Origin of the sequence: Streptomyces sp. 135, from assembly GCF_020026305.1 — a bacterium.
Taxonomy (GTDB): domain Bacteria; phylum Actinomycetota; class Actinomycetes; order Streptomycetales; family Streptomycetaceae; genus Streptomyces.
The window spans coordinates 1,111,301-1,127,326 of sequence record NZ_CP075691.1 but is presented as its reverse complement, the minus strand read 5'-3'; the positions used below and the strand labels follow the sequence as shown (position 1 = coordinate 1,127,326).

Below are 16,026 nucleotides of genomic sequence, written 5' to 3'. Positions count from 1 at the left end.
GCGCTCCGGACGCAAGGGGTGTGCGCGGGCGCATCCTCACGCCGGGCGGCGCCTCGCCGCCGCCAGTGACGCCGTCCGCGCGAGCTGGGTGATCTCGTCCTCCGGCGCGGCCGGGCTGTAGACCGTCAGCGCGCCCTGGAGCTTGTCGAGGAGCAGGGTGTCCGGCGCGGACGCGTGTTCGCCGTCGTACGCCAGGCCGGCCGCGTCGTCCAGCCCGCCGACCCGCAGCCGCTCCACGCGCTCGGCCCGGTACACCCGCGAGCGCCGCAGCGCGCCGGCCAGCGCGGAGACGGCGAGCCGGGTGCGGGCCAGCGGCGCCTCCGCGTCGACCGTACGGACGTCGAGCAGCCCCTCGTCCAGCAGGGGCCGGTGTGTGGGAGCGAGGCCGTCCGGCAGGTAGCGGCCATTGCCCGCGAAGAGCAGCCACAGGACGCGGTCGTGGCCGTCGAGGCGGACCCGCAGCGGGGTCGCTTCCCGCAGGACGGCCACCAACGACACCGCGGCGGCCGGCCACTTGCCGATCCGGCCCTCCAACCTCTCGCGCCTGCGCACCAGTTCCGGATAGAGCCCGATGCTGAAGGTGTTCACGAAGCCCGTGACGTCCGCGCCCTCGCCGTCGCGGACCCGCGCCAGGTCCACGCGCACGGCCTCGCCTCGCCGCACGGCGTGCGCGGTGTCCTCGAAGGTGGCCGTGCCCGCGTCGAGCGCGAAGTGGTTGAGGGTCCCGCCGGGGAACACCGCCAGCGGGAGGCCGGCCGCCACGGCCCTGCGGGCAGCGGCGTTGACCGTGCCGTCGCCGCCGCAGACCCCGAGCGCCCCGCCCGACTCCGCGGCCCGCGCGACCGCCTTGTGCAGCAGCTTGCCCAGATCCTCGCCCGGCCCGCCGTCGAGGACCTCGGCCTTCGGCAGCAGCAGCTCCACGTACTGCCGGGCGGGCGGCCGGCCCGGAACGCCCTTGCCCGAGCCGGAGTTGACCACCACGACCAGCCCCTCGCCGTCCGGCAACGCCGGCGCCGCCACCCGGGTCCGCCCGAACCGCGCGGGCGCCGGACGCGGCAGCCACCAGTAGCAGGTGACCGCGGCGGCGGCCGCGCCGAGCGCGATGCCCGCGAGCACGTCACCGGGGTAGTGCACGCCCACGTACACCCGGGAGAAGGCCACGGCCGCGGCGACGGGCGCCACGACGGCGCCGTAGCCGGGCGCCTCCAGGGCCACCCCCGTGGCGAACGCCGCCGCCGACGCCGAGTGCCCGGACGGGAACGACGACGTCCACGGCGCCTTCGCCAGGCGCCGCACCAGCGGCACCGCGTCGTGCACGGGGCGGCCGCGCCGCACGGCGTACTTCGCGACCGCGTTGGTGGTCAGCGACGCCAGCGCCAGGGCGCCCACGCCGCGGTACGCCGCACGCCGGGCCGCGGGGCCGCCGACGGCCGCGAGCAGCCCGCCGCGCCGAACCACAGCCGCCCGTGGTTCGCGGCGGAGCTCAGCGGCGGCAGCACCTGTTCCGCGCCGGGCAGCCGCGCCGCCGCCACCCGTGCGAACAGCCGCCGGTCGATCCTGCCGATGCGTCCCGTCATGGCCTCACTGCACCAGCACGCGGGGGCCGCGGCCCGTGCTGCTCGCCCGAACGGGTCACGCGCGCGGGCCCGGGCCGCCCGGCGGACAATGCCGGCATGACGACGAACCGCCGTGCCCTCGACGTACAGCTCAAGCGCGTGTACGACGACGCGGAGCCGGACGACGGCGCCCGCGTCCTCGTCGACCGGCTCTGGCCCAGGGGCCTGGCCAAGGACCGTGCCGAGCTCGACGCGTGGGACAAGGAGGTGGCGCCCTCGGACGAACTGCGCCGCTGGTACGGCCACGACGCCGCGCGCTTCGAGGAGTTCGCCGAGCGCTACCGGCAGGAGCTCGCGGCCGCCGACAGCCGGGCGGCACTCGACCGGCTGCGCGACCACGCCCGCGCCGGTCGCCTGACCCTGCTCACGGCTACCAAGGACCTGCCGCACAGCTATGTGACGGTCCTGGCCGAGATCCTGACGTCACGGACGGGGTAGCCCGCGCCGCGCCCCCCACGTCCCCACGTACCGTGCCGCAGCCCCGCCGGTTTGCCGGAGCGGCAACAAAGATCGCGTACGTCTCCGGGGGCGTCGCATGCTCGTGACCGAAGCCACGCGGCAGCAGACGTCCCAGGAGGACCCATGTCCCTGTCCCAGCCCTCGTCGTCCGCCATGGACCGCACGCACCGTCTGGTCCCCTCACCCACCGGCCGGATCCACCTGGTGGAGCAGGGCTCGGGGCCGCTCGTCCTGCTGGTGCACGGCTTCCCCGAGTCCTGGTACTCCTGGCGCCACCAGCTGCCGGCCCTGGCCGCCGCCGGGTACCGGGCGGTCGCCGTCGATGTGCGCGGATACGGCCGCTCCAGCAGGCCGGACGACGTGGCCGCGTACCGCATGCTCGAACTCGTCGAGGACAACGTGGCCGTGGTGCGGGCCCTCGGCGAGGAGACCGCGGTGATCGTCGGTCACGACTGGGGCGCGACCATCGCCGCGCACTCGGCCCTCATACGGCCCGACGTCTTCACGGCGGCCGGCCTGCTCGCCGTCCCCTACACGCCGCCGGGCGGCCCGCGTCCCAGCGAGGTCTTCGCGGCGCTGGGCGGCGAGGGCGGGGAAGGGGGCGGCGGGGGCGCGGGGGAGGGCGGCGAGGAGTTCTACGTCTCCTACTTCCAGCGGCCCGGCCGCGCCGAGGCCGAGATCGAGCCCGACGTCCGCGGCTGGCTCGCGGGCTTCTACGCCGCCCTCTCCGCGGACACCATGCCGGGGCCGGACGCACCCGACCCGCACTTCGTCAGCGGCGGTGGCACGCTGCGCGACCGCTTCCCCGCCGGCCGCCTGCCCGGCTGGCTGGACGAGGCGGCTCTCGACGTCTACGCGGGGGAGTTCGAACGGACCGGGCTGACCGGCGCCCTCAACCGCTACCGCAACATGGACCGGGACTGGGCGGACCTCGCCCGCTTCAACGGCGCGCCCCTGACCGGGCCCACGCTGTTCATCGGCGGCGCCCTGGACGCCTCCACCACCTGGCTCGCCGACGCGATCGCGGCGTTCCCCGAGACCCTGCCCGGCCTGAGCGCCTCCCACCTCCTCGACGGCTGCGGCCACTGGGTCCAGCAGGAACGCCCCGCCGAGGTCAACGACCTCCTCACCACCTGGCTCGCGGTGGTGGCCTCGCCGGCGGCAACCGGGGTATACGGGAGGGCATGAAGGATCTTTTGAGGCACGGAGCCCGGCGGCTGCGCGGCGCCGACCACCGACTGCTGTTCTGCGGGATCGCCGCCGGGATGTGGGGGTTCGGCGGGGTGCGGGGACGGCGCGCGGCGGTGCGCGGCGTCACCTCGCTGGCACTGGCCTCGGCCACCGTCAACGCCCTCGGCCGGCACGCCGTGGGCCAGTCACGCCCGGCCCAGGAGGCGGCGCCGTTGCTGCGCCACCTGCCCCGCAAGCCCCTCACCGGCCCCTACCCGTCCGCGCACGCCGCCTCCGCCGCCGCCTTCGCGACGGGCGCCGCGCTGGAGTCGGCGGGCTGGGGGCGGCGCTCACCCCGTCGCGGCCTCGCTGGCGTACTCCCGCGTCCGCGGCGGCGGGCGCGCCCCGAGGGATGTCCTGGTCGGCGCGGCCCTCGGCGTGGGTGCCGCCTACGCGGTGCGCGGGATGGTGCCCACGCGCTCCCAACTGCCGCCGCCCGCACGCCCGCGCGTCGACGCGCCCGCCCTGCCGGAGGGCGAGGGCCTGGTCGTGGTGGTCAACCCCTCCTCCGGCGCGCAGCCCCAACTCGCCGACCCCGTACGGCAGCTCAAGGCCGCCCTGCCGCGCGCCGAGGTGGTGCTGTACGAGGAGGAGGCGGGCGCCCTGCCCAAGGTGCTTGAGGAAGCGGCACGGGACGTCGCCCGGCGCGGTGGCGTCCTCGGCGTGTGCGGGGGCGACGGTACGGTCAACGCCGCCGTGGCGCCCGCCCTGCGGTTCAAGGTGCCGCTGATGGTGCTGCCCGGCGGGACGTTCAACCACTTCGCCGCCGACCTCGGCGTCGACACGGTCGCGGACGCCTGCGCCGCCGTGGCCGAGGGCAGCGCGGTGCGCGCCGACGTCGGCCGCATCAAGCCGCTGGCCGGGATCGGCCCGGCGGGCAGGACCCACACCGAACCGTCCTACTTCCTCAACACCTTCAGCCTCGGCAGCTACCCCGACCTCGTCCGCAGCAGGGAGCACTGGTCCCCGAAGATCGGCGGTCCGCCCGCCACCCTGCTCGGCGTCCTGCAGATCCTGCGCACGGGCCGCCCGCTGCGGGCGGTGGTCAACGGCCGCCTGCGCTCCATATGGCTGCTCTTCGCGAGCACGTCCCAGGCGCCTATCGCTCACCCGGCGCTGGTGGTGCAGCAGGTCGAGCATCGCCTCGTCGGGCCGCGCGTCGTGCGCAGCAGGGGGAGGCGGGCGGTGGCACGACCTGGCGACACCCGGCGATCATCTCCGGCCTCCTCGACGTCCGCGCATCGACGCCGGCGCAGGGCATGTCGAGCTGCGTGAGGTAGCCGCGGTGGCCGCGGAACGGGACGGGACCCGGCAGCAGGCGCGGATCGCGCGCCATCCGCCAGGCGCGCAGCATCCGGCCGAGGTCTTCGCCGCGTGCAGGTAAAGACCTGACCACCGCGTGGGGTCGCGCCCGCCCGCCACGTGACAGGGTCGCACGTGATCCGGTGAACCGGAACCGCGGAGTACCGGTACGCATGAGTGCCGTTCTTCATACGGGACAGAGGTCCATGGTGAGCGCCGCGACCACGGGCCGCACCCCCTGCGGCACCGCACCCCAGCCGCAGGCCCCGCACACGTACGGAGAAACTCACCGATGAGCTACTTCCTGCCGGAGTCCCACCCCGTGCTGACCGCCGCCCGCGGTCTGGCCCTCGCCCACTCCGGGATGATCGAGGTCAACAGCGCCCCCCTCTACCTGCGGGCGCGCGACCCGCACCCGGACCGCACGGTCGCACTGGTCTCGGGCGGCGGCTCCGGGCACGAGCCGCTGCACACCGGGCTCCTGGGGCGCGGGGGGCTGGACGCCGTCTGCCCCGGCGAGATCTTCGCCTCCCCGCACAACCGGCAGATCTACGAGGCGAGCGCGGCCGCCGCGAAGAGCGGCGGTGTCCTGCTCATCATCAAGAACTACACGGGCGACGTGATCAACTTCCAGATCGCGGCGGAGCGGCTGCGGCACGACGGGATCCCGGTCGCCACGGTCCTGGTCGACGACGACCTCGCCACCGACAGCGCGGACAGCGCCACCGGCCGCCGGGGCACGGCCGCCACCGTGGTCGTCGAGAAGCTGCTGGGCGCCGCCGCCGACCGCGGTGCCACGCTGGAGGAACTCGCCGAGCTGGGGCGGCGGGTCGTCGCCGCGTCCCGCAGCATCGCGGTCGCCGCCCGCGCCCAGACCTCACCCACCACCGTCAGCCCGGCCTTCACCCTGGAGGCGGGGACCCTGGACTACGGCGTCGGCATCCACGGCGAGCGCGGCACCCGCACCATCGCCCGCCCCGCCGTCGGCGACCTCGTCCGGCGGATGACCGACGACCTGCTCGACGCCCTGCCCGAGGGACCGGGCGACGTGCTCGCCCTCGTCAACGGCCTCGGCGCCACCACGGAACTGGAGCTGCACGCCATCGGTGTCCTGCTCGGGGACGAGCTCACCGCGCGCGGTCTGCGGCCGGTGTTCACCGTCCCCGGCACCTTCACCGCCGCCCTGGACATGGCCGGCTTCTCCCTCACCGTGACCCGGCTCGAAGAAGGGTGGGCCGAGCTGTGGACCGCCCCGACCCGGACCCCGCTCGTCCTGCCGCGCCCCACGCTCACCCCGGAGCGGTCGGCCGAGCCGGAGCCCGCCGTCTCCCCGGCGGACACCTCGCCCCCGCCCGCCCCGCACGCGAACGGCGACCGCGCCCTCCTCGACCGCTACGCGCTGACGGTCTCCCAGGTGCGCGACAACCTGACCAAGCTGGACCAGCTCGTCGGCGACGGCGACTTCGGCGACAACCTCGCGGGCGGTGTGCGGCGCGCAGTGAAGCTGGCCGACGAGCGAGGCGTGGACGGCACGACGGCCCTCGCCCACGCCTTCCTCGACGACGTCGGCGGCACCAGCGGCCCGCTGTTCGGCCTCCTCTTCCAGCACCTGGCGTCCGCGGCGCCGAAGGACGGCGGGGCGCCGACGGCCGCCGCCCTGGCCGAAGCCGCCGAGGCGGGCTTCGCCGCCATCCACCGTGTGGGCGGCGCGAACCCCGGGGACTGCACGCTGGTCGACGCCCTCGCGCCCGCCGCCCGGTCGCTCGCCGACTCCGCCCGCGAGGAAGCCCCCGAGGCGCCCCTGACCGAAGCGGCCCAGGCGGCCATCCGCGGCGCCCTGGCGACCGCGGAGCTGCGGCCCCGGCGCGGCCGCGCCAGCTACGTGGGCGACCACGCCCTCGGCGTCCCGGACCCCGGCGCCCTCGCCGTGGCTCTCCTCTTCATGGCCCTGGCGGACGTCCACGAGCCCGCCACGGCGCCACGGCTGCCCGCCCCCGGCTACATCACCGTGCCCTGACGAGAACCACGCTTCAGCTGAAAAACACATGCGCCCTGGTCCATTACCTGACTAAGGTCAGAGAATGGACCAGGCGCAGATCACCCAAGTGCGGCGCTTCAACCGCACCGTCACCGAACGCGTGGGCGTGCTCCACGACCGCTACCTGGGCGGTGAGCGGCCCATCGGCGAGGCCCGGCTGCTGTGGGAGATCGGGGAGCGGGAGCAGGACGTGCGCGGGCTGCGCGAGCGTCTCGGTCTCGACTCCGGCTACCTCAGCCGCCTGCTGCGCTCCCTGGAGGCCGACGGCCTGGTCACCGTGGCGCCGCTCTCCGCGGACCGCCGGGTGCGCACCGTCCGGCTCACCGCGGCGGGCCGCGCCGAGCGCGCCCTGCTCGACGCCCGCAGCGACGAACTCGCCGGCTCCCTGCTGCGGCCGCTCAACGCCGCCCAGCGCGAGCGGCTGGTCACCGCCATGGCCGAGGTCGACCGGCTGCTGACCGCCTCGACCGTCACACTGGACGCCGTCGACCCCGGCCACCCCGACGCCCGGCACTGCCTGCACTCCTACTTCACCGAACTCCAGCAGCTCTTCGACACCGGCTTCGACCCCGCCCGCAGCCTGCTGCCCGACGCGGGTGAACTGCGGCCGCCGCACGGCCTGTTCCTCGTCGCCCGCACGCAGGGCGAGCCCGTCGGCTGCGCCGGGCTGAAGCTGCCGCCCGGCGCGCCCGCCGAGATCAAACGCATGTGGGTGGCGCCGCACGCCCGCGGCCTCGGCCTCGCCCGCCGCTTCCTGACCGAACTGGAGGAGCGGGCGGCCCGGCACGGCCGCGACACGCTGCGCCTGGACACCAACAAGGCGCTCGCCCCGGCGCTCGGCCTCTACCGCTCGCACGGCTTCCGCGAGGTCGCCGCGTTCAACGACGAGCCGTACGCGCACCACTGGTTCGAGAAGCGGATCGACGCCCGCCCCTCACCGTGAGGAACGCGCGAGGCGGAACCCCACGTCGTCCACGCGGTAGCTCGGGTGGCTGCGGCGCCGCGCCGAGGCCCGGCAGCTCCAGTGCTCGTCGAACCAGCCGCCGCCGCGCAGCACGCGGTAGCCGCCGTAGACCTCGGCGTCGTACACGTCCCAGCACCAGTCCCAGACGTTGCCGAGCATGTCGTACAGGCCCCAGGGGTTGGCCTGTCTGCCGCCCACGTCGTGGACGCGCTCCCCGGAATTCGCGCGGTACCAGGCGATGTCGTCGAGCGGGCCGTAGTGCGGCCCGCTCGTGCCCGCGCGGCAGGCGTGCTCCCACTCCGCCTCCGTCGGCAGCCGGTAGCCGTCGGCCGAGGCGTCCCACGCCACGCTCTCGCCGTCGGCGCCGACGCGATACGCGGGCGCGCGACCCGCGCGCTCGGACAGGGCGTTGCAGAACCGGACCGCGTCCCACCAGGAGACGCCCTCGACGGGCAGCCGGTCCCCGCGCGCGGTGCTCGGCCGCAGACCGGTGACGCGCTCGTACCGCTCCTGGGTGACCGGATGCGCCGCGAGCCGGTACGGCGCGAGGCCGACCGTCCACGTGCGCCGCGTGCGACGGTCCGAGAGCGTCACCTCGCCCGGCGGGACGGCGATCATCTCGTGCTCTTCGTGCTCTTCGTGCGCGTTCACGGGGGCGGGCCTCTGCGGTGTCGTACGGGGTGGTCAGTCGGGGCAGGTGTCGTCGTCCCCGCCCCTGAACGTCCGGTAGAGCGGCAGATGTTCCCGTGCCGGCCGACCGCTTCCCGTGGCCGGGTACTCGACGACCGGGACCGGTTTGCAGACCGCCCACTGGTCGTTCGCCCCCGGGCCCTCGAACCCGTACGAACCCCCGGCGCCGCGCAGGCAGTTGCTGCAGCCGTTCGCGGAGATGCTCGGCATGATGAGGGTGTTGTAGACGTCGTTCTTCGACGGGATCAGGGGGCCGTCCTTCCCCTGAGGCTTGTCCCCGCCTTCGTTGACCTCGCTGTACGTGCGGTCGACGGCGTCGGCGAGCAGCGTGAACGCGTCGTGGTACATCACCGCGTACCCGTCGTTCAACGGGTCGTTCCCCAACTCGTGCCGGGCCTTGAGCTTGTTGAAGCGGTCGAGGAAGCGGCCGAGCGCGCGGGGCGGATCGTTCTTCCCCTCCCACCAGGCCGGATCGACGGACGACGCGTCGATGATCGTGGCCCGTGCCTCCTTCAGCCAGCGGGTGGTCTCGCGTGTGGTGAGGGTCGGTTCGAGCCCGATGCCCACCTTGAGCAGGCGCAGCCGCGAGCCGCGGCCGCAGTCGCCCTCCTGCGCGAGGCGTTTGACGAAGGCCGGCAGATCCTGGTCGCGCCCGGCGAAGAAGACGGTGTCGGACCGGGCGGTGCAGATCTTCTGCACGGCGTCGGTGAACCGCCGGGGGATGCCCTTGTCCCGGCCGGAGGAGCCGGTGAAGTTGGAGTTGTGCCCCTTGAAGTCGTACGTCTTGTCGAAGTGCTTCTCGAAGACCCGGCGCAGGTTGCGCGAGTACACGTCCTCGCTGCGGTTGTCCCAGACCAGGAACCCCCTGCCCCGCTCCGGCCGTTCGGCGAGGTACTGCTTCAGGGCGCGCGCGAACTGGTCGTTGTTGGGTGACGTCTTGAAGAAGTGGGCGGCGTTCATGTCGGCCGCGGTGATGACGGGCCCGACGGTGGGGATGCCGTGCTCGCTCAGCGCGGTGATCGCCCGCCGTGTGTCGGGGGTGCTGCTGGGGATCCCGGTCACGCCGACCAGGGGAGTGCGCTCGTCCTCGGCCAGCTCCGCGAGCCGGGTGACGACGGGACGCCAATGGTCGAGATTGCGGCCGTCCGGGGCAAGGAGCAACTGGTAGTGGGGGCCGCTGCCGCTGTTGGCCTCCTGCTGCGCGCTCAGCGCGCCGGCCAGACCGCGGCGGATCATGTCGATGGTCATCGCACTGGACTCGTCCGAGGTGTACGGCATCATCAGCGCGATCCGCACGTAGGGAATCCTGGCGCTGTTCTCGGCCGGGGACTCGGCGCCCCGCCGCACCTTCGCGTTCTCCTCCGCCACCGCCTCGATGAGGCCCGCCAGGCGCGGATCGGCGTCGAAGGCGTGCTCGGTCACCCCGACGCAGTCCCCGCCGATCTCCCGCAGATCGTCACCGCACCTGCCGGGACCCCGGGCGCCGAGGGTGACAAGCGCGGCGACCACCGCGGCCACCAGGGCCACGGTCAAGGCCGCGGCCCACTCGATCGGTCCCCACTCGCGGGGGTGGCGACGGAACATGCTTCCTCACTGTCCTGGTACGGGGAGGGGGCGCTTGTCCCGGGCCGCGGCGGGCCATCTGCGGGCCGCCTGGCCGAGCGCGACGCGCCAGGAAGGATGACGCAGGGAGAGATAGGCGAGCTCCTGCTCGATGGCCGTGCACGTGTCGGGGTCCGGCTCCGTGTGCGGCTCGGAGAGGTACCACAGGGCGTGCAGCAGCCGGTTGACGCACCGCTCGGTGTCGTCGAGATGGATGTAGCGGCCGTCGTGCGCCCCGAGCGCGATCCGCAGCCGGTCGTCCCGCCAGTCGCGCTCGGGCGGCGTGGGAGCGGTGGCCGCGTACCGCAGGCACCGCAGCCAGTGCCCCGCGCCCCGCTCGTCCTGTTCGGACTGGAACTCCTCGGCCAGCGACGCCACCACCGTCTCGACGCCCCCGGCGGCGAGCATGTGCCGCAGGGCGTCCGCCTCGCCCTCGTCACCGCGCTGGGCGTGGTGGTTCTGCAGGAAGCGGTGGATCTCCTGCCAGCCCCGGCTGTCGTCGGGCCCCGGGGAGAGCCGGCGGGCTTCGTGCACCAGGAGCCGCTGGAGCAGCGGATCGGTCACCAGCGGACTCTCGGGCGGCGTGAGGTGCTGCCAGTGCTGCTGTTCGAGGTAGTCGGTGACCGCGTTCGCGGGCAGCTGCTCGGGTCCCTCAAGACGCAGCCGGCTCGCCAGCGCTTCGGCCGCCGTGCTGTCCCTGGCCAGGGAGAGCAGGGTCAGCCGGTCACGCTGGCGGCGGTCCGGGAGCAACCGCTCCAGCAGCGCCTCGGCGACGGGACGGCCGTCCGGCGCGGGCAGTCCGAGGAGGTCCCGCGGGGCCACGGCAAGCCCCGCCCGGGTCGCGGCGCGCACCGCGGAGCAGAGCATGGCCGTGGCCGCGGGATGGCCGCCGGTCAGCGAGTGCAGGGCGGAGGCGAGGTAGGGGTGGAGGGGGGCGCCGGCCGAACCGGCTTCAAGGAGCGGCAGGACGTCGTCGCGGCACAGCGGTGTGAGGGGCACGGTGAGCAGACCCGCCGACGGGGCGGTGCCGCGGCGCTCCCAGCCGCAGGGCCGCACCAGGTCGGGCAGTTCGCGCCGGAGGGGGCCGGGGTCGTTGCCGGGCGGTTCGCCGAGCCGGGTGGCCACGACGACGAGTTCCTCGCGCTCGGGGGACTCGGGCGTCGCCCGGTGCTCAAGAAGCAGGTCGAGGAAGCGCCGCCCGGCGGGCAGGTGTACGTCGTCCAGCAGCACCAGCGGCCATGGTTCGCGGTTCCAGCGCTGGAGCCGGCCGTACGCACCGGCGACGTCGTGGCGCAGCGCCGCCACGAGAGTCCGTTCGACCGCGCGCCGGTAGTCCCCGCCCTGGTGGTACCAGTCGCCGAGCAGCGCCAAGGGGTCGGTCCCCGGGGGGAGTCGGGGGAAGCGTGCGCGGTACCAGTCCCTCTCCGCCCCCGCGCGGTGCCGGTGCGCGTACTCGCCGTGGAGGGCGCGGGAGACGCTCGCGGCCCCGCCGCCGGGGGCATCGGGCGCACGCGGGCCCACCGGCCCCAGGCGCGCCTCGACCGCGGCGGCCCACGCCCGGCGTACGTCCTGCTCGGGCGCGTCGGCCATGCGGCAGGCGATCAGCAGCCGGGCGAGGCGCAGGCAGACCGCGTCCCGCTCGGCGCCGTCGCCCGGGTCCCAGCTGGAGACGGCGAACAGGCCGGGCAGCAGGACGGGGAAGGGGCGCCGGTAAGAAGGCGCCAGCTGACGGGCCAACTCGGTGAGGAGGCCGGTCAGATCGGTGGTGACGTGGCCGTCGGCGTCGGTGCCGCCCGGCTGCGACGCCGGGGCGCCGGCCGATGGGAAGGCCGCGGCACCCGCGGGCGCGATCCGGATGTGGGCGAGGGGCAGCCGCCCCCGGTAGTGGACCGCCAACTCCCGCAGCACGGCGCTGCGCCCCATGCCGTGACGTCCCGTCAGCAGCACCACCGGCAGATCGTGCTGGAACTCCCGCGCCGTCCGCGAGCGCTCGTCGTACTTCAGGCCGGTCAGCCGCGGGACGAGCGCGCGCAGGAGCGGATCCCTGCCGTACAGCGGCACGTCTTCCGCTCTCTCCATCCGACTGGGCCCCGCCTCCGTAGAACCGCTCCTTCTCAACCGTGCCTGGGGGGACAGAACTTACCCGTAGCACATGCACGGTGCCAGTCCGTTGATCAGGGCTGTGGGTAGACGGAGAGCTCGACGTCGGCCGAGAGCGCCTCCGCTCCGCTCACCTCACCCGGATGGTCCAGCCTGATCCTGCGCAGCCGGTGCAGCGGGGCGAGCGAGCCGAGGTCGACCTCGGCCGCCTCCGTGAGGTGGATCTCCTCAAGACCCGGCAGCCGCAGGGAGATCCGGCGCAGCGGCACCGAGGCACCCGACCCGGCGCGCACGTTCAACCGGGTGACCTGCGGCAGTCGCGTACGCGGCGCGAACAGCAGCAGGCTCAGCTGGGCCGAGGTCAGCGTGAGCGTGCGCAGTTCGGGGAGATCACCGAGGAGCGAACCCCAGGAGTCGGGCGTCAGCCGCTCGCTCGCCTCCTGAAGCCGCAGCTCCGTGAGGCCCGCGCAGGCCACGATGTCCGTGAGGCGGGTGGCGGTCGGCGGCAGCGAAAGGACCCGGAGCCGCTCGGGACACGGCAGGTCGGCGAGGCCGCGCCAGGGCACGTCGGCGCCGATCAGGAGCGTGTCGAGCCGCGGGCAGCCGGCGAGTTCGCGCAGCGGCTCGAAGCGGGGCAGGTCCCGCAGCTCCAGCCGCCGCAGGGCGGGGAGCCGGGTCAGCGGCCCGGGGTCCTGGACGTTGCGGCAGCCGCGCAGCCCGAGCGACTCCAGGGCGGTGAAGTCGCGGAGCACGTCGAGCGAGTCGAGGGAGAGGATGTCGCGCAGCTGGAGCTCCCGCAGCCGGCCGGCGTCCAGCGCGGAACGGAGATCGTCCGGTGTGAAGTCGCCCCGCAGACTGACGCGCCGGTAGCCGGACATGGTGCGCAGCACGTCCAGCTCCGCGCGCGAGCGGACGGTGACGGTCTCGTCCGGCGCGAGCTCCAGCAGCGGCCGGACGATCTCCTCGGCGTACACCTCCGGGTCGAACCGGTCCCAGTGGTGCAGCAGTTGGGCGCGTACGGCGGACTGGCCCGTGTGCAGGAACTCCCTGAGGCGGGGGATGGCGGCGTCCCCGCCGATCTGGCAGATCGCGTGGACGGTGGCCAGCTCCTCGTCACCCGTCAGCTCCGCGGCGCCCGGCAGCAGGCCGAGAAGCAGCGGTCCCGTCTGCGCCAGGGCCCTGGCCTCGCGCAGGCTGCGCGGCGGCACCATGCGCGCCGCCTGGCCCTCGATGGCCTCGCGCACCGCGGGCGCGACACTGGTGGCCTGCTCCAGGGACGCGAGCGCGAGCAGCCGCAGCCGCGCCTGGACTGCCGGGTCCCGCTCCCGCTCGCCCCTCTCGCGCAGCCGGGTGAGCAGCTCGCCGCGCTCGTGATGACGGGCCTGGGCGACGACCATCTGCACCACGTCCTCCCACTGCTCCAGGTGGGCGTTGTTCACCAGCATGCCCATGTCCCGCTCCTCCAGCACCGCCTGGGCACCCAGGAAGTCCTGGAACGTGCGGTGGATGAAGTCGACGGCGCCGTGGGCGGGTTCGCGCAGCAGCCCGGACCGCTCGAGGAGCAGCTGGAGGACGTCCTCCGCCTCGCCGATCTCCGCGAGCCGCTCCACCGAGGGCATCAGCCGGCGGACGACGTCGACGGCGTCCGCCCTGTCCAGCTGGGTGCGTTCGTTGCGGATCAGCCAGTACGCCAGACGCCGCAGCGGCTCGGTGGCCGACTTCTGGTCCAGCTGCGGTGTGCCGCCGGCGCCGCCGTAGACCTCACGCTCCACGTCGCGCCGCTCCAGGAGCATGGCGAGCGCGGCTTCGTAGAGGGAGGCGCGGCCGCGGGGCAGGAAACCGCGGCGCTCCCGGTGCAGGGCGCAGATGAGCCCGCACATCAGCGGGTTGGTCGCGAGGCGGCTCAGCTCGGGCCTGCTGCGCAGCGCGAGCGTCAGCGACTCGCCGAGGCGCGCGGGCGCCCCCGCCGCCGAATGCCAGCGTTCGATGAACCGCCGCATGTCGGAGGGGCGCATCGCGCTGAGCGTGAACTCGTGGAAGCCCTCGTGCCGCAGCCAGCCCGGTTCCAGGGCGGAGGGGCGCGAGGTGAGCAGCCACAGGTTGCCGGGGAAGACCGCGAGGAGCTTCTTGAGCCACGCCTTGACCCGGCCGCGCTCGCCCCTCGGGATCTCGTCCGCCCCGTCGATCAGCATCACCGCGCGGCCGTTTCGAAGCACGCGCGTGGCCCAGCCCTCCGGCTCGGTGCCGAGCAGGGGGCAGTCGATCCAGCGCAGGAAGTCCTGGGGCATCGGCAGTTCGGCGCCCTTGCGGGCCAGCGCGCGCAGCGGCAGGACGAACGGGACGCGCCCCACCAGCTGCGACAGGGCGCCCGGCACCCGCTCCTGGCGCGCCGTGGTGAGGGCGAGCCACTGGACGAGCGTCGTCTTGCCGGTCCCGGCGACGCCGCGCAGCAGGACCCGGTCGTGGGTGGCGAGGGTGGTCTCCACCGGCGCCGCCGCACGCTCGGCCGGCTCGCCGTCCGCCATCGGCGCCGCGTCCGCCGGTCCGCGCTGCGCGGTCGCCTCCAGGCTCAAGTAGGCCGCCTCCAGGGGCCATTCCTGGTCGGCGGGCTCGCGCAGGTCGACGCCGTGGATGGTGAGGCTGCCGTGGGACCGGACGACGTACCGGGCGTACTCCTCCTCGAACCGGGCGTCTTGCGCGCAGACGTCGGGAAGGCGCTCCAGGATCCGTTCAAGCCGCTCGGTCTGCTCGCGGATCTCGCGGCTCTGCTCGACCTGCGTACGCGCCGCGAAGCCCGGCTGCTCGCTGAAGAAGCGCACCACATGTACGCAGGCCGTCTCCAGGAGCCGGTCGTGGAAGCGCGCGGCGTCGTCGCTGAGGAGCGTGCGGGTCTCGGGCCCCGCCCGCCGCGACAGTTCGGCGGCCAGCTTCTCGGGACCGAGCGCGAAGGCCTGGACGTCGTCCATGTCGAGGTCGCCGAGCGCGTGCAGGGTGCGGGTCAGCGCCAGCGCCACGGCGTCCTTCTCGTCGGCGCCGACCGGCGGGTCGTACGGACCGGCGGCCCGCACCGCCCGGCGCACCAGCTCGCGGGCGATTCTGTGCAGATCGTCCTCGCTGAGGGCGCGGTGCTCGCGGGAGAAGGCCATGAGGCGCCTGACCGGGATCGGCCGCTCCTGGAACGACGCTCCCGGCGCCTTCGCGGGGGGCAGCAGCAACCGCTTGAGCAGCGGCGCGATCACCGCCGACGCGACCCGCAGTCCTACCGTGCCCCCGTCCACGCACCCTCCCGCTGCCGCTCCGCCCCCGCGGTCCGAACCCGATGCACGCCATCCCCGCCCCTGCGTGGGGTGGTGACCCGACCAGCCTAGCCGTGGGCCGGGCCCGGCCCACCGAAAGTCGGCAAGCCCGCTCGCGTTAGAAGGGCCGCACCTCGTGGGACCCGCCGATCGACCATCGAGCGCCCGCCGAGCGGACCGTGGACCGGCCCGCCGAGAAAACACGTACCGCTCCGCTGCCCCGCGAGACGCGGGGCACACTCCTCCATAAGAGTGCCGATCACCGGGCGTCGCAGGCGTAAGGTGGCGCCGCTCAGAGACGGAGGCGCCGATGTCCACGCAGATCCATCGTCTGACCATCACGGAGCTGGCGAGCTGTGACGACTGCGTGGTGCTGCGTGTCACCGGTGAACTCGACCAGAGCGGCGAGGCGCTCTTCCTGGGCACGCTCGGCGCCTGCGTGGACGCGGGGCACCGGCACCTGGTCCTGGACACCACCGCCCTGTCGTTCTGCGACTCGCGGGGGCTCAACTGCCTGCTGGCCATGCGGTGGCTGCTGGACCGCCGCGACGGCAAGCTCCTCCTGGCCGGGGCGGGCCGCCGGCTGACGGAGCTGCTCGCGCAGACCGGCAGCTCCGAACTGCTCCCGAGCCACCGCACGGTCGGCCACGCCCTGGCCGTGCTGCCGCAGGCGCAGCGCCCGGTCTGGCCGCCGGTCCAGGCCTGAACCGGCCGGGGCGGGCCTTTCCG

General features: G+C 74.6%; 12 protein-coding genes. 6 read left to right on the top strand and 6 right to left on the bottom strand.

Annotation, left to right across the window (positions count from 1 at the left end):
- Positions 1-36: 36 nt before the first annotated feature.
- Together KKZ08_RS05170 and KKZ08_RS38945 are read right to left on the bottom strand one after the other, a co-directional pair.
- Positions 37-1,389: a phosphatase PAP2 family protein gene (locus KKZ08_RS05170; RefSeq protein ID WP_346657866.1), complete on the bottom strand. Its 1,353-nt coding sequence runs from the start codon at positions 1,387-1,389 to the stop codon at positions 37-39.
- Complete coding sequence (locus tag KKZ08_RS38945) at positions 1,362-1,577, bottom strand: hypothetical protein (RefSeq protein ID WP_346657865.1); 216 nt, start codon at positions 1,575-1,577, stop codon at positions 1,362-1,364. The genes KKZ08_RS05170 and KKZ08_RS38945 overlap by 28 nt, the downstream gene beginning before the upstream one ends.
- A gap of 96 nt (positions 1,578-1,673) precedes the next feature.
- On the opposite strand from KKZ08_RS38945, the gene KKZ08_RS05165 reads away from it, so the two are divergent.
- The 5 genes from KKZ08_RS05165 (at position 1,674) to KKZ08_RS05145 (ending at position 7,588) form a co-directional block, all read left to right on the top strand.
- Entirely contained in the window at positions 1,674-2,054 is a 381-nt protein-coding gene (locus KKZ08_RS05165) for a DUF488 family protein (protein ID WP_223773310.1), read from the top strand.
- A 144-nt stretch (positions 2,055-2,198) separates the two neighbouring features.
- Positions 2,199-3,263 carry an alpha/beta hydrolase gene (locus KKZ08_RS05160; RefSeq protein ID WP_223773309.1) on the top strand — a complete coding sequence of 355 codons (1,065 nt, stop codon included), beginning with the start codon at positions 2,199-2,201 and terminating at the stop codon, positions 3,261-3,263.
- Positions 3,264-3,710: 447 nt separating this feature from the next.
- Positions 3,711-4,580: a diacylglycerol kinase family protein gene (locus tag KKZ08_RS05155; RefSeq protein WP_223773308.1), complete on the top strand. Its 870-nt coding sequence runs from the start codon at positions 3,711-3,713 to the stop codon at positions 4,578-4,580.
- 319 nt (positions 4,581-4,899) lie between these two features.
- Positions 4,900-6,624, top strand: a complete 1,725-nt coding sequence (locus tag KKZ08_RS05150; protein WP_223773307.1) for a dihydroxyacetone kinase family protein — start codon at positions 4,900-4,902, stop codon at positions 6,622-6,624.
- A 64-nt stretch (positions 6,625-6,688) separates the two neighbouring features.
- Positions 6,689-7,588, top strand: a complete 900-nt coding sequence (locus KKZ08_RS05145) for a helix-turn-helix domain-containing GNAT family N-acetyltransferase (RefSeq protein WP_223773306.1) — start codon at positions 6,689-6,691, stop codon at positions 7,586-7,588.
- Here KKZ08_RS05145 and KKZ08_RS05140 read toward each other — a convergent pair.
- From KKZ08_RS05140 to KKZ08_RS05125, 4 genes are all read right to left on the bottom strand, one after another.
- The gene (locus KKZ08_RS05140; RefSeq protein WP_223778914.1) at positions 7,580-8,227 is read right to left on the bottom strand and encodes a formylglycine-generating enzyme family protein; all 648 of its coding nucleotides are present in this window, start codon (positions 8,225-8,227) and stop codon (positions 7,580-7,582) included. The genes KKZ08_RS05145 and KKZ08_RS05140 overlap by 9 nt on opposite strands.
- 66 nt (positions 8,228-8,293) lie before the next feature.
- Positions 8,294-9,883: an ABC transporter substrate-binding protein gene (locus KKZ08_RS05135; protein WP_223773305.1), complete on the bottom strand. Its 1,590-nt coding sequence runs from the start codon at positions 9,881-9,883 to the stop codon at positions 8,294-8,296.
- 6 nt (positions 9,884-9,889) lie between these two features.
- Positions 9,890-11,980, bottom strand: coding sequence for an ATP-binding protein (locus KKZ08_RS05130; RefSeq protein ID WP_223773304.1), 2,091 nt, complete (start codon positions 11,978-11,980; stop codon positions 9,890-9,892).
- 95 nt (positions 11,981-12,075) lie between these two features.
- Positions 12,076-15,279: an NACHT domain-containing protein gene (locus KKZ08_RS05125; RefSeq protein WP_223773303.1), complete on the bottom strand. Its 3,204-nt coding sequence runs from the start codon at positions 15,277-15,279 to the stop codon at positions 12,076-12,078.
- Between the two features lie 328 nt (positions 15,280-15,607).
- Here KKZ08_RS05125 and KKZ08_RS05120 point away from each other — a divergent pair, with 328 nt between their 5' ends.
- A complete protein-coding gene (locus tag KKZ08_RS05120) occupies positions 15,608-16,003 on the top strand; it encodes an STAS domain-containing protein (RefSeq protein ID WP_223773302.1) in 396 nt (131 codons plus the stop codon).
- Positions 16,004-16,026 lie beyond the last annotated feature (23 nt).

Coding starts and splice junctions, on each gene's coding strand:
- KKZ08_RS38945 (WP_346657865.1), bottom strand. CDS start 1,577: ATGACGGGACGCATCGGCAGGATCGACCGGCGGCTGTTCGCACGGGTG.
- KKZ08_RS05165 (WP_223773310.1), top strand. CDS start 1,674: ATGACGACGAACCGCCGTGCCCTCGACGTACAGCTCAAGCGCGTGTAC.
- KKZ08_RS05160 (WP_223773309.1), top strand. CDS start 2,199: ATGTCCCTGTCCCAGCCCTCGTCGTCCGCCATGGACCGCACGCACCGT.
- KKZ08_RS05155 (WP_223773308.1), top strand. CDS start 3,711: ATGGTGCCCACGCGCTCCCAACTGCCGCCGCCCGCACGCCCGCGCGTC.
- KKZ08_RS05150 (WP_223773307.1), top strand. CDS start 4,900: ATGAGCTACTTCCTGCCGGAGTCCCACCCCGTGCTGACCGCCGCCCGC.
- KKZ08_RS05145 (WP_223773306.1), top strand. CDS start 6,689: ATGGACCAGGCGCAGATCACCCAAGTGCGGCGCTTCAACCGCACCGTC.
- KKZ08_RS05140 (WP_223778914.1), bottom strand. CDS start 8,227: ATGATCGCCGTCCCGCCGGGCGAGGTGACGCTCTCGGACCGTCGCACG.
- KKZ08_RS05135 (WP_223773305.1), bottom strand. CDS start 9,883: ATGTTCCGTCGCCACCCCCGCGAGTGGGGACCGATCGAGTGGGCCGCG.
- KKZ08_RS05130 (WP_223773304.1), bottom strand. CDS start 11,980: ATGGAGAGAGCGGAAGACGTGCCGCTGTACGGCAGGGATCCGCTCCTG.
- KKZ08_RS05120 (WP_223773302.1), top strand. CDS start 15,608: ATGTCCACGCAGATCCATCGTCTGACCATCACGGAGCTGGCGAGCTGT.